Source organism: Ruegeria atlantica, assembly GCF_001458195.1.
Classification (GTDB): Bacteria; Pseudomonadota; Alphaproteobacteria; order Rhodobacterales; family Rhodobacteraceae; genus Ruegeria; species Ruegeria atlantica.
Map to the genome: position 1 here is coordinate 131049 of NZ_CYPU01000073.1, position 13344 is coordinate 144392.

The window sequence follows — 13344 nt, forward strand, 5'->3', positions numbered from 1 at the left end:
AGCATGTAATGCCCATCGATGCGATCTTGTTCGACAAGGACGGAACACTGTTTGACTTTGCGGACACATGGGGTGGTTTCGGGCGCAGCGTGTTGGAAAAGCTGTCAGATGGCGACCAAAAGCGGGCAGCCGAACTGGGCCAGGCCATCGGCTTTGATCCGGTTTCGGAGGAATATGCCGACGACAGCATCGTGATTGCGGGGACCGTCGAGGAGATCGCCGAAGCCCTTGCACCCTATTTCCCGGATATGGCCAGCGATGAGCTGATCGACATTCTGAACACGGAATCGGCGACAGCGACACAGGCTCCGGCTGTTCCGCTGGTTCCCTTCCTCGATGCTTTGCGGCAGGCGGGCCTAAAACTGGGTGTAGCCACGAATGACGGGGAAATGCCTGCGCTGCAACATCTCGCCTCAGTCGGGATTCGCGACCACTTCGATTTTGTTGCTGGCTACGACAGCGGCCATGGGTTCAAACCCGGGCCTGGGCAATTGATTGCCTTTTCAACCCATGTTGGTGTCGACCCGTCGCGTGTGGCGATGGTGGGGGACAGCCTGCATGACCTGCAGGCCGGGCGAGCTGCCGGAATGACCACAATCGGTGTGCTGACGGGGTTGGCGCCGGCCGAGGCGCTTGCGCCGATGGCAGATGTCGTGCTGCCGGATATTGGTCACATTCCTGCTTGGTTGGCTGAAAACTGATCCAGCTTCGGCTGAATTCGACTGTCCAAGTAATGAAACCGACAAACCTTGTCGCAGACAGAGCGGCCACTGGGCCGACTTCCGGGCTTGCTTGATGAAAGCAAGTTCCGGAGGGATCCAATGGCTGACACACAGACTCGCAAACGGCGCGGAGGGGGACGGGCAGGTGCGGCGGCGCGCAGGGGCAGCGCGGTGATCGACCAAATGCCGTGGAACCCGCCGATCAATACCGACAAACCCACCGAACCGCTGGACCAGGCTGGAATCGAAGCGATCCACGAGGGGGCCATGCGCATCCTCGAAGAGATCGGGATCGAGTTCTACAACGAAGAAGCCCTTGGCATCCTGAAAGAGGCGGGCTGTACGATCAATGGCGACAACGTTCGTATGGGTCGTGACTTTGTGATGGAAATGGTGGCCAAAGCGCCATCAAAGTTCACGATCACGCCGCGAAATCCTGACAAGACGATTGAAGTCGGTGGCAAAACCCTGTTGTTCGGGAACGTGTCTTCTCCTCCGAATTACTGGGATCTCGAGATCGGTACCAAGGTGGCCGGAAATCGCGAGATGTGCCGGAATTTGCTGAAGCTGACGCAGTACTTCAACTGCATCCACTTTGCGGGGGGCTATCCGGTCGAACCGGTCGATATACACGCCAGCGTCCGACATCTGGACGTGCTCTATGACAAGCTAACGCTGACCGACAAGGCGATGCATGCCTATTCGCTGGGTAAGGAACGCGTTGAGGACGTGATGGAAATGGTGCGGATCGCTGGGGGTCACAGCCATGAAGAGTTCGAAGCGACCCCGCGGATGTATACCAACATCAACTCGACCTCACCATTGAAACACGACCATCCGATGATTGACGGCTGCCTGCGTCTTGCGCGGCGCGGGCAAGCAATTGTCGTGACGCCGTTCACATTGGCCGGTGCGATGGCGCCCGTTACGATGGCCGGTGCGGTTGCGCAATCCTTGGCCGAGGCGCTATGCGCAATTGCGCTGTTCCAATATGTCCGGCCGGGAATTCCCTGTGTTATCGGGACGTTCACCTCCAACGTTGATATGAAATCGGGCGCGCCTGCGTTTGGAACGCCCGAATATATGCGCTCAACCCAGATGACCGGCCAAATGGCAAGACACTATGGTTTGCCGATGCGGTCTTCGGGCGTGTGCGCGGCGAACGTACCCGATGGGCAAGCTGTGTGGGAGACGTCAAACTCACTTTGGGCTGCTGTGCAGTCGGGTACCAACATGGTGTATCACGCGGCCGGATGGCTTGAGGGCGGGCTGATTGCGAGCCCCGAAAAATTCATTATGGATTGTGAAATTCTGCAGCAAATCCAGCGATACATGCAGCCTGAGATTACAGCAACAGGCCCGGACGAAATCGCGCTGGATGCGATCAAGGCCGTTGGGAATGATGGCCATTTCTTTGGTATTCAGCACACCCAGGACCGCTACACGACCGCGTTTTATCAGCCGTTCCTGAGCGATTGGAAAAACTATGAAGGTTGGGACGTGGCTGGCGGCATCTGGACCGCTGAGCGCGCCCACCACATGTTCAAGGAAATCGTAACCAGCTTTGAGCCCCCGCCGATAGATGACGGGATTCGCGAGGAGTTGGAGGACTTTGTTGCCCGCCGAAAGGCCGAGGGTGGCGCGCCGACGGATTTCTAATGTAACAACAGTGACTTCCAGATTGAGACTCTGTCGGATTGCCGTCAAAACAACGTGTTTTTTGGCTATTTGTTAAGGATTATCTGTCCAGATTGGGGCGTAACCAATTTGGGGCATCTCATGCATGGTCTGATCAATCGGGCAAATACAATCATTTGTTTGCGCGACTTATGGACAACCCTGCTGGCTGCGGGTGACCGAGGCTGCGGGCCTGGGTTTTGCCGAGTTTGAGGCAATGCTGCTTTATGACGACGCCATGACCGCGCAGGTTTTGGACGTGTTATGTGCTGACCTGAATCGTCCACGGGCCGAGATACTGGAGGATCTTGGGACCTATCTGGTGTCGCACCCCAATATGGAAGATTTGCGCCGTCTGCTTCGGTTCGGCGGTGTGACATATGTCGAATTCCTGCACTCGCTGGATGACTTATCGGATCGTGCCCGCCTTGCAGTATCCGATCTGCGTCTGCCAATGCTGGAGTTGTGTGAGGTGTCACCGGCAGAATATCACTTGTACTGCTACCCCGGTCTGCCAGGCTATTCCAGCGTGATGGTCGGCGTATTACGGGCAATTGCAGACGATTATGGAGCATTGGCCATGTTGTCGCATGAAGGGCAGCAGGCCGACGCCGAGGTCATCACGATTGCCCTTGTAGAAAGCGCCTTTGCCGAAGGGCGTCATTTCGATCTTGGGGCGCGCAAGTCATGATGCAAGCCTCTGAACTCTCGGCTCTTTTGGACACGTTGTGCCCCATGTTCGTGATGGTGGATGACAAGGGCATGATCGTAAACGCAGGACCAACGCTGCAAAAGCTCCGTCCGGTCCATCCGATGCGGGGTCGCGGTTTTCTGGACGTTTTTGAACTTGTGCGACCGCGAACAATAACAACGATTTCCACGCTGTTATCTCTGACCGGTGGCAAGGTACATTTGAAGTTTCACGACGAGCCTCGGACCGCGCTGACGGGGCTGATCGCGCCTTTGCCAAAAGGGAACGGGGCAATCATTAACCTGTCCTTGGGGATTTCTATCTTGGACGCTGTTCGTGACTATGCCCTGACCAGCGCGGATTTCTCTGGCACGGATCTGGCGATCGAACTGCTGTACCTGGTTGAGGCGAAAACAGCCGCGATGGAGGCATCGCGCTCACTGAACCTGCGACTGCAGGGAGCTATGCTGGCGGCTGAAGAACAGGCGGTGACAGACATGTTGACGGGGTTGAAAAACCGCCGTGCGATGGATGTGGTTCTCGGCCACCTGATCTCGGCCAATTGCGCTTTTGCGCTTATGCATTTGGACTTGGATTTCTTCAAAAGTGTCAACGACCGCCTTGGCCATGCGGCGGGGGACTTTGTGTTGCAACAGGCCGCGCGCATTATGGAGGAAGAAACACGAACTGAGGACACGGTCGCCCGGATCGGTGGTGATGAGTTTGTCGTCATTTTTAAAGGCCTGGTCGACGAAAGTGTCCTGTCTGACATAGCGGGGCGCCTGATCAGCAGGCTATGCCAACCCATGATGTTTCAGGGTACCAAGTGTAAGATTTCAGCTAGCATCGGAACGGCCTTGTCCACGCAATTTGGCACGCCGGACGCGGCAGAGCTGCTGAATGCAGCGGATCAGGCGCTGTACGTGGCAAAGCGGCAGGGACGGTCGCGGCATTGTCTGTACTCGGCACTTGCGGCTTCTGGGCTGAAACCGGCCAGTTCGCAATGACTTCTAATTCCGCGCGGGGCGGGTATTTAAGTTAATCCAGCGCAATAGCCCGTGTCAGAATTTCCGAAATATGGCGCTTGATCGGGGGAAGATCTCCGACAACCGGCATCACGTGGCCTTTGAACCGCGCTCGCTCTAATTCCTGTGGCACGTCCTCCAAAACATGCCCGCCGGTGCAGGCAAAGAAGGGCAAGCATAGAGATTGATCGCCAGCCCCGGTCGCGGCCTCGGCAATGGACGGGGCCTCTTCCACGAATCCGATGCGGATGGATTGGAAGGTCATGCACCGGGCCAGTTCCCTGGAAAACTCAATGGCGACAGCTGATGGATTGCGGCTACGGCCCGATCCATGAGCCGCCAGAACCAGATCCGTTTTGCCCGCGTCCCACCCCTTGCCTGATAGTGCATCCAGCAACGCGCCCGCAGCCAAAGCGGGGAGGTCTGGGTCAACGCCCAGCGGGTCCAGAATTTGGATGCTTCCATCACCCAGACGCTTGGGCAATGCACTTGTCACGAACCACCCCTTGGCCATGAAAAGGGGATAGATGACAGTGTCGTCGGGCAGTTCATCCAAACGAGCCTCAAGCATGCCTGGTGCAGCAAGCGTAGCTGATTGAACGCTGACGCCATCGCAATACGAATCGACCTCTGCCGCATAAGAAGCTAGCGCCGCTTCGGCAGGGGCCGGGTCCGAGGGTTGGCCGTGGGCGACGATCAGGGCGTGCGGCATTTAGGAGTATCCTGTGGCTTTTCAGTTAGGTGTGTCCGGCTGGTACAAAGTCAATCCGCGGAACGTCACGCTACCCCAATAATGTCAGCCAAAGCCATACTGTCAGGATCGAGGCGCCGGTTCCGACCAGAACGGACGAGGCCGCGACCCGTTTTGCCCGTCCGTACATATTGGCAAAGATGTAAGCATTGAAACCGGGCGCCATCGCTGCCGTCAGCACGCCCGAGCGGAATAGGTCCTGCGGCAGACCAACTGTTGAGCCGAACAACCAGACAAGACTGGGATGCAGCATCAGTGATATTCCGCAAACAAAGGCGATGGCGCGCAGGTCACCTTCGGGCTTGTATTTTACCAGCACTCCGCCAAGCGCGAACAGCGCCCCGGGCAGGGCGGCGCGGGTCACAAGGCCCAGGGCTTCGTCTACGACCGCAGGTATGCCAATACCTGACAGGTTCACGGCAAAACCCAGCGCGATGCCAAGGATCAGTGCGTTGCGGAACATGGCCGACAAGATGGATTTGACCATGCGCGGGCCACCTTGGCCGCGATTTCGAATAACCTCCATCACCGTGATGCCAACGCCGTAGCAAAAGGGTGAATGGAAGGCGATGATCGCATAGTTGCCGGTCAGGTTTTCGGGGCCATAGGCGCGTTCGGTAATAGGCAATCCCAAAAGGACAGAGTTCGAGAACAGACAGAAAAACCCGATGGCGACGCAATCTTCCCAATCCCGGCCAAAGATCAACCGTGCACCGAACAGACCAGCAGTGAAACACAGGCCAGCTGCTGAGTAGAAGCTAACTAGAAGCCGGGGATCAAAACTGGCACTTAGATCCAGATGCGAGATTGCAAGGAACAGAAGGCATGGGATTGCAAAGCCCTGGGTGAACTTCATCAACCCATCGATGTGGATTTCCTTGAAATACCCCAACCGGGTCGAGGCATAACCTGCTCCGATCACAAGGAAAACCGGTAGAACGACGTCGATCAGACTTTGAAACATGGCACCGCTTTGCAGGCTGGGCCGACGCAAAATCGCTGCGTCCCAGGTCGGTTGCGTGGGATCTTAAAGCGCCTGATGGATCACCATTCCGTCATAGGCTGGGGTGATGTTGTCGGCAGTTTCTGCATCAACCGTGGCATAGTCCAGATCGATATGCATGTTGGTCAGGACCGCGCGCTTGGGGGTCAGTTGTTCGATCCAACCCAGCGTTCTTTCCAGATGCGCATGGGTCGGGTGAGGTTTCCGTCGCAGCGCGTCGATCACTAGACAATCCAACCCTTCCATCGTCGCCCAGGCGTCGTCGTAGATTTCCGCCACATCCGGCAGGTACGCCAGGTCGCCCATCCGGAAACCAAGCGAGTCGATCGGGCCATGGTTGACCTTGAATGGATGGAACGGGATCGGGCCGCCGGGGCCGTCCACCTCGAACGGGCCGTCGATGGACTTCAGATCAAGGATCGGCGGGTAGGGTGATCCATCGGGCTGGACAAAGGCGTAGCCGAACCGCCCCAGCAAGGCGTTCTGCGTGTCGCCATCGGCCCACACGGGCACGCGCTCGCGCATATTGAACACGATCATACGCAGGTCATCGATGCCGTGGACGTGATCGGCGTGCGAATGGGTGTAGATCACGCTATCCAACCGCCCGGTCCCGCTATCGAGCAATTGGCTGCGCATGTCGGGGGTGGTGTCGATCAGAACCGAGGTTGTTCCGTCCGGGCCGTCACGTTCTACCAGCATCGAACAACGGCGACGGATGTTTTTGGGGTTGTTGGGGTCGCAATCGCCCCAATGCCCGCCCAGCCGGGGGACACCGCCAGAAGACCCGCAGCCCAGGATCGTGCATCGCATTTCGGTCATGCAGCCGCCTTGTAGGTCGCGGCCTTTGTGAACAGCCGGTCGAAATTGGCCTGCGTTTGGGCGGCAAAATCGACGTAGTCCATGCTGAACACTTCGGCGCCCTTGCGCGCTGTGTGGGCGGTAAAGGCGGGCTCGTTCCGTTTGCCGCGATACGGGGGAGGGGCCAGGTATGGTGCGTCGGTTTCAACAAGGATGCGGTCGGCCGGGGCGCTGGCGAAAATATCGCGCAGCTTCTGGCTTTTGGGGAATGCCGCGATACCGGACATCGACAAGTAGAACCCCAGTTCAAGCGCGGATTTGGCCAGTTCAGCAGAGGATGAAAAGCAATGCATCACGCAGGAATAGGGCGCGTTGCGGTGTTCCTCGGCCAGAATGCGTGCCATCTCGTCATCGGCGGCACGGGCGTGAATGATCAAAGGCAGGCCTGTGCGTTGGGCGGCCTCAATATGCACCCGCAAGGATTGCTTCTGCACCGCTGCGCTGTCGGCGGTATAGTGATAATCCAGCCCGGTTTCGCCGATACCTACGAATTTGGGGTGCCGGGACAAGGCGACGAGTTCATCGACCGATGCCATGGGCTCATCAGCGGCGCTCATAGGGTGCGTTCCAGCCGCGTAGAAGACGGGCGCGTGGGCCTCGGCAATGGCGCGGACGGTTGGTTCGTTCCGCAAGCGGGTGCAAATTGTTACCATGCGGGTCACGCCAGCCTCGGCTGCATTGGCCACGATCTGATCCAGCTGACCTTCGAAATCGGGGAAGTCCAGATGGCAATGGCTGTCGGTGATTTCGGGGGGAATGCTCATCTGCTCTGACCGGCGGTTTCCTGTATCTTGAATACCGTATCTAGGACCAGAGCGGCAGGGTCAAGGTTCACCGCCTGCCCATGACGCGCACGTGCAGTGATCACCGCGGCGACTTCGGCCCATTTGCGGGCCTGCTGCGGTGAGGCAGACAGGCGGGCAAGGGTTTCTGCCTCGTTCGGCGCGGCCTCGGGCATCGGGGCCGCGCCGGTTGCACCGGTCAGCGCAAGCCGGGACAGGGCGACGTCGATCAACGTCAGTAACAGTTCAAACCGCTCGGACGCGCCACGTTGGGCAGCAGCCTCGGCCAAGGCCAGCGCGCGCTGACGGTCCATTCGGGGTAGGGTGCCCAGAATGGCGATCAGTTCGGCGTAAATCTCCAGCCCGCCGAGGTTGATCAGGCGCACCGCATCACCCACGGACCCGGCAGCCAGTGCAGCCAAATGATCCGCCTTGCCCGGCATTTCTGTGCCGGTCTGCATCAGCGCGGCTTCCATATTCTCAGATCCCAGCGGAGACAGGCGCAGTGTCCGGCACCGCGACCGGATTGTCGGCAACAGACGCGACGGCTGGTGCGAGATCAGCAGCAGGGTGGTGCGGGCTGGGGGCTCCTCGAGCATTTTCAACAGCGCGTTGGCGGCGCTGACATTCATCTCATCCGCGGCATCCACAATCACAACGCGGCGACCACCGTCAGTCGAGGAAAGGCCGAAGAACTTGCCAAGCTTGCGGATATCATCAACCACAATCTCATTACGCAACCGCCCCTGATCGTTCAGAGATCGGGTAATTGCGGCCAAGCCGGGCTCGGCCCCAGCCTGAATACGGTGCGCGACGGGGTGTTCAGGATCGATCTCAAGGCTATCGGGCGGTGGCGGTGCACCAAATAGCCCGTCATCCTCAGTCGGAGGTGTTGCCAGTAGAAATCGCGCGATCCGCCAGGCCAGCGTCGCCTTGCCGACCCCACGTGGACCAGTAATCAACCAGCCGTGGTGCAGACGCTCAGAGGTATAGGCACTTAGAAAAGCCTGTTCCGCCGCGTCCTGACCAAACAGGCGCAGTGTCTCACGCGGGTGTGGGGCACCGGGTGCCTGATCCGGGGTTGGGGTGTCGTCGCTCATCTATCGTCTATCGCAAAGCTTGCAGAACGATATCTGTCACATCCTGTGCAACACTGTCTATGTCCCGGTTACCATCAACCACGCGGAAACGGTCGGAATACTCATCCGCAAGGGCCAGAAACCCTGCACGCATCTGTTGTTGCAGATCCAGCCCGAAATCTTCGAACCGTTCTTCTGTTCCCTGACGCCCCTTGGCGCGGGACAGCCCGGTTTCGGGGTCCATGTCGATCAAAACGGTCATGTCGGGTTCGCGCCCGATCATCAGGTCGTGCAATTGATCGACCAATCCCCGCAGATCGCCGCGCGACAGGCCCTGATACATGCGGGTGCTGTCGGCGAAGCGGTCGCAGATCACGACTTTGCCCTCGGCCAGCGCTGGCCTGATCGTGCGTTCCAAATGATCCCGGCGGGCCGCCGTAAACAGCAGGATTTCCGTCTCTGCAGACCAGCGATCCGGGTCACCTTCCAGAACAAGGCTTCGGATCTCTTCAGCGCCTGCAGATCCTCCGGGCTCGCGGGTCAGAACGACATCGTAACCGAGGCCACGCAAATGTTCGGCAAGCATTCGTGCTTGTGATGACTTTCCAGACCCGTCAATACCTTCGAAGGTCAGAAACAACCCTGCCTTCGTCACATCGCCTCCAGCGGATTGCCGATCACGTCTTCTAGAACAATACCGCCAACGGTTTTCATGCGCACGACAAAGCCGCCTACAGGCACGTCTTTGGCCGCGAACAGTGGGCGACGGATTTCGGGCAATCCTTCGGGTGTGATCACCAGCTCAGCCAGTTTCTGCCCCTTTTCCACAGGCGCGTTGATCGGACCTTCGTAGACGACCTCAGCTTTGACGTCCTTGTCATTGAGAACTGGAAACAACAAGGTCAGATCCCCTTCGGGCACCAGCCCAACAGTTTTTTCGGCGCCCATCCAAATCTGGGCTTCGGCTATCGGCGTTTCGGCGTCGGCAATGGTCCTCTCGACAAAATTGCGAAACGACCAGTTAACCACGGCCTCAGCCTCCTCTGCGCGACGGGCGGTGCTATCGAGGCCGGTCAGGACAAAGACAACCCGACGGTCGCCTTGCTTGGCCGAGCCGACAAGGCCGTAACCCGCCTCTTGCGTGTGCCCGGTTTTCAGGCCGTCGGCCCCGATCCCCAGTTTCAGCAGCGGATTGCGGTTACGTTTGTTCGACGGCGCACGGCCATCAAACTCAAACTCTTCTTCTGCGAACAGTGGGTAGTATTCCGGAAAGTCGCTGATCAGCCGGTTGGCCAATACGGCAAGGTCATGGACCGACATCATGTGGCCCGCCGCCGGCCATCCGTTCGAGTTAGCGAAGTTCGAGTTTTCCATGCCCATCTGCTTGGCGCGCTGTGTCATGTAGCGGGCAAACCCGGCCTCGGTCCCGTCGGGGCTCAGCGCCTCGGCAATCACCACGCATGCGTCGTTACCAGACAACACGATGATTCCGCGCAATAGATCCTCGACGCTGACACGATCCTGCGTGTTCAGGAACATGGTTGAGCCACCATAGCTCATGGCGTGTTCCGACACGGGCAAGGTTTCTCCCAGGGTCAGGCGGCCATCGCGCAGCGCCTCAAACGCGACGTAGAGCGTCATCAGTTTGGACATCGAAGCAGGCGGCAGCGGCTGGTCTGCTTCTTTCGACAGCAGAACCGTTCCGGTCGTTTGATCGATCACATAAGCCGCGCGGGCGGTTGTGTCGAAAGCGTGGGCGGGCAGGGCAAACAGCGCCAGCCCGAGGGTCAAAACAGTTGATCGCAGTGAGGACAGCATGGGGGCCTCCTAGGTTTCAATTTTTGACGGTGAACGCGTCGTTAAAGCCCAGGTCTTTGACATCGCGCTGCATGGCATTGCGTTCCGAGCGCGACGTAGCTGGGCCGACCAGGACCCTCCAGACCGTTTTGCCGTCCGAGGTTAGTTCTCGCACCTCGGCAGGCATTCCGTTGCGGCGGATCTTGTTGGCAGCGCTATTGGCGTTGGTTTCAACCCCGAATGTGCCAACCTGGACGAACGGTTTTGACAAGGACGATACCGAAGCCGCCGTGGCTGCCGATGCGTCCGCGGTTGTGGCAGAGGGGGGTCCGGCCGGTGTGGGTTCTGCCGCGTCAATCGCCGCAGCCGCGCCCGCGATCGGGTCCAGCGGCGTTTCGGTGATTTCATCGGGCTTTTTCTTTTGCCACCATTTACGTTTGGCTGGTTGTTCAGTCGGGGGGGTAACCTCTGGGTCCACCAGTGAAGCCGATGCTGCTTCTGCCGTCGTTTCGACCACCTCAGTCGCTGTGTCGGTCGCGGCATCAGCGGCCACGGCCGCCGTGGCAGGTTTCTTGCGCTGCCACCATTTGGGCTTGGCCGGTTCTTCAGTCTCTGTGACGGTTTCGACCGCCTCGGCGGCTGTTTCCGCCGCTGTGTCGGTTGTCGTGTCGGTCGCGGCATCTGCGGCTACAGCAGCCGCAGTCGCGGCACCGGCCGCCGCAGCAGGTTTTTTGCGTTGCCACCACTTGAGCTTGGCTGGCTGTTCAGCTTCTTCGGCCTCATTTTCGGCGATGTCGGTCTTGGACTCATCCGCTGCAGCGGTTTGCGTTTCTTCGACAGGGGTCTCTTCGGCTGCGGGCTTTTCTTCAACCGGCTCAGGTTTCGGCTCGGGCGCTTTGCGACGCAGGGCGACGACATCAACCTTTGTAGGTGCACCAGCCAGGATACCCAGCTTTTCGGCCGCAGCAGAGGAAAGCTGCAGTTCAGGACCCGGCAGGTTTCTTTCGCGACGGAACAACGCGGCGGTGATCGTTTTGTTGTTCTTGGGGTTTTTGACGCGTACACGCTCGGGCTGTGTCACGTCCGGATGAGCAACCCATATGCCGCCCAATGACGGGCGGCCATCCCATAGTCCGGGCTCAGACAGCTGAAACACCTCGGGCGCTTCGACATCATCTTTCGGGCTTCCGCTTGATGTGGGGAAAAGGTCGGTCCGACCGTCTGTTGCGGATTCGGAGCTCTGGGTATCTGCCGAGACATTTTCGGGGGACAGCACCTCATCGCAACCAGCCAAAACCACGGACACAACGGCCAAAGCCGCTAACGCTCGCGGATGTGCGCGTGTCTCTGTCGCTCGCTTCATCTTGTCATCCCTTGCCTGATTGGGCCTCGTTTCTCGAGACCCGCCGCCGATTGCTGGTTCTGTATTGCCAGCCTGCTTCGGTCTTTCCTACGGATCATAACGCGGCCAAAGTGTCATGGAAAGACCGCAGCGGGCGCTTCGGCAAGAATTCCCTATTTGGTCTTGCCACCGGTTCGCGATGGCCTTAGACCCGGCCTCACGCGGGGAGGTGGCAGAGTGGTCGAATGCGGCGGTCTTGAAAACCGTTGAACGTGAGAGCGTTCCCAGGGTTCGAATCCCTGTCTCCCCGCCACTCATACCTGTCTCACTTCAGTTGTGTTTTCTGACCCGGAATTGTGCCGCAATTCCCGCGAGTTGGCGCATGCGCTTTCAATCAGAGACGGAGCAGATCGTACACTCAGAGCGCAATTCCGGCCGCAGTCTCAGTGTCGCATTTTGGCGGGGTCGCTTTGGGCGGGATTTCCCTGATACCCGGCAATTTACAGGGAAATTTCGCGAAACAGGTCTGATTTCCGTCATTTCTCCTATCAGAACTGTATGTTTTTCAGAGGTTTATGTTGCAAATTCCCTAAAAAGTGGAACAGGGAATTTTCTCGTGGGAACAGGGAATTGTTCCGACGGATCAGGGAGGGCGAAGTCTGTATCAGGGACGCAGGATCTGGAGATGTCAGAAGCCGAACAGGCGTTCCTGTTCGGACCAATCAAGTGGGTGGGTCACGCTGACCAGACGCTTGAGTGTAAGTTCAGGCGGCTGTGTGCCGTCGAGAATCGCGGCTTGAATCTTCGGAGAGAGAAATGCGAGCTGGGCGCGGGTGCGGATGAAGGCGCCGGGGACGCTTTCGCGGCGTGCGATCTCCATCAGTTGAACTCCGGCTTTTAGATCGCGCGCCCAGCCATGGGCGCGGATCAGCATGGACCGGAGGTGGGGATCAGGTTGGAGTGCCATATCTCCGGCGATGACCTTGGCCTCGACGCCGCGGCGGCGCAGACCAAAAGATGCAGTGACGTGGGTGAGATCCGGGCGCAGATGGTCCGCAGCAATGCCAAGTGCGCTTGCCAGAGTTTTGGGGTTCAATTCGAGGTCGATCTGTCCTCGTGCAATTTTGCCTTTGGCCAGAAGAGCAGCGCCGACCTGACCGGCTTGGCGTTGAAGCCGGGTTACTAAATTCGCAACCGAAGTCTGAACTGCCTCGGCTGACTCGGCCTCCGGCTGCGCCAGAACTCGATGCGTGATTGCGGCGTCTTGCAGATGTCTGACGATGACATCAATGACCGCGTTTTCCAGCGCCGGGCCGGGCAGCCGCCAGCCGGAGATATCCTTTCCGCCTGAGATCAGTCTGTTGGAGACATAGTAGCGCAACCGTCGACCTTTGCGCGTGGTGTGGGTTGGCGTCAACCTGTCACCAGTTTCGTCCTGCATCAAACCGGTGAGCCAGGCGCCGGGGTCATTCGAGCGTTGGCGCGCATCGGAGTCGCCGCGTGCCCGGGAGCGGTTCGATGCCTGTCGCATTTTCTCCTGTACCCGGTCCCAGACGTCCTGGTCGATGATCGCCGGGTGTAGTCCATCCCAAATCTTATCCTTGTGGCGGATTT

At 58.7% G+C, this 13344-nt stretch carries 11 protein-coding genes, 1 tRNA gene and 2 pseudogenes; 5 read left to right on the forward strand and 9 right to left on the reverse strand.

From position 1 onward, the window contains the following. Positions 1-8: 8 nt before the first annotated feature. The 4 genes and pseudogenes from RUA4292_RS22655 to RUA4292_RS22670 all read left to right on the forward strand — a co-directional run bounded on the left by RUA4292_RS22655 (position 9) and on the right by RUA4292_RS22670 (position 4097). Complete coding sequence (locus RUA4292_RS22655) at positions 9-701, forward strand: HAD family hydrolase (protein ID WP_058279647.1); 693 nt, start codon at positions 9-11, stop codon at positions 699-701. Positions 702-821: 120 nt separating this feature from the next. After that, a complete protein-coding gene (locus RUA4292_RS22660; protein WP_058279648.1) occupies positions 822-2381 on the forward strand; it encodes a trimethylamine methyltransferase family protein in 1560 nt (519 codons plus the stop codon). Positions 2382-2501: 120 nt separating this feature from the next. Then, positions 2502-3090 (forward strand): annotated as a pseudogene (locus RUA4292_RS22665) (heme NO-binding domain-containing protein). Continuing rightward, the gene (locus RUA4292_RS22670) at positions 3087-4097 is read left to right on the forward strand and encodes a GGDEF domain-containing protein (protein ID WP_058279649.1); all 1011 of its coding nucleotides are present in this window, start codon (positions 3087-3089) and stop codon (positions 4095-4097) included. Before RUA4292_RS22665 ends, RUA4292_RS22670 begins: the two are co-directional and overlap by 4 nt. Before the next feature lie 31 nt (positions 4098-4128). Here the strand turns inward: RUA4292_RS22670 and RUA4292_RS22675 are convergent, their stop codons facing one another. The 8 genes from RUA4292_RS22675 to RUA4292_RS22710 form a co-directional block, all read right to left on the reverse strand. Then, positions 4129-4827: a CbiX/SirB N-terminal domain-containing protein gene (locus RUA4292_RS22675; protein ID WP_058279650.1), complete on the reverse strand. Its 699-nt coding sequence runs from the start codon at positions 4825-4827 to the stop codon at positions 4129-4131. Positions 4828-4897: 70 nt separating this feature from the next. Beyond that, positions 4898-5830 carry an AEC family transporter gene (locus RUA4292_RS22680; RefSeq protein ID WP_058279651.1) on the reverse strand — a complete coding sequence of 311 codons (933 nt, stop codon included), beginning with the start codon at positions 5828-5830 and terminating at the stop codon, positions 4898-4900. A 63-nt stretch (positions 5831-5893) separates the two neighbouring features. Then, the gene (locus RUA4292_RS22685; protein WP_058279652.1) at positions 5894-6691 is read right to left on the reverse strand and encodes an MBL fold metallo-hydrolase; all 798 of its coding nucleotides are present in this window, start codon (positions 6689-6691) and stop codon (positions 5894-5896) included. Continuing rightward, positions 6688-7494 carry a TatD family hydrolase gene (locus tag RUA4292_RS22690; RefSeq protein ID WP_058279653.1) on the reverse strand — a complete coding sequence of 269 codons (807 nt, stop codon included), beginning with the start codon at positions 7492-7494 and terminating at the stop codon, positions 6688-6690. Before RUA4292_RS22690 ends, RUA4292_RS22685 begins: the two co-directional genes overlap by 4 nt. Beyond that, positions 7491-8612, reverse strand: coding sequence for a DNA polymerase III subunit delta' (locus RUA4292_RS22695; protein ID WP_058279654.1), 1122 nt, complete (start codon positions 8610-8612; stop codon positions 7491-7493). The genes RUA4292_RS22690 and RUA4292_RS22695 overlap by 4 nt, the downstream gene beginning before the upstream one ends. Positions 8613-8619: 7 nt before the next feature. After that, the gene (tmk, locus tag RUA4292_RS22700; protein ID WP_058279655.1) at positions 8620-9246 is read right to left on the reverse strand and encodes a dTMP kinase; all 627 of its coding nucleotides are present in this window, start codon (positions 9244-9246) and stop codon (positions 8620-8622) included. Next, complete coding sequence (locus tag RUA4292_RS22705) at positions 9243-10409, reverse strand: D-alanyl-D-alanine carboxypeptidase family protein (protein ID WP_058279656.1); 1167 nt, start codon at positions 10407-10409, stop codon at positions 9243-9245. The genes tmk and RUA4292_RS22705 overlap by 4 nt, the downstream gene beginning before the upstream one ends. A gap of 16 nt (positions 10410-10425) precedes the next feature. After that, positions 10426-11751 carry an SPOR domain-containing protein gene (locus RUA4292_RS22710; protein ID WP_058279657.1) on the reverse strand — a complete coding sequence of 442 codons (1326 nt, stop codon included), beginning with the start codon at positions 11749-11751 and terminating at the stop codon, positions 10426-10428. Between the two features lie 202 nt (positions 11752-11953). On the opposite strand from RUA4292_RS22710, the gene RUA4292_RS22715 reads away from it, so the two are divergent. Continuing rightward, positions 11954-12043, forward strand: a tRNA-Ser gene (locus RUA4292_RS22715). 375 nt (positions 12044-12418) lie between these two features. On the opposite strand, the pseudogene RUA4292_RS24885 reads toward RUA4292_RS22715, so the two are convergent. Then, positions 12419-13344: pseudogene (locus RUA4292_RS24885) on the reverse strand (recombinase family protein); the annotation flags it as partial.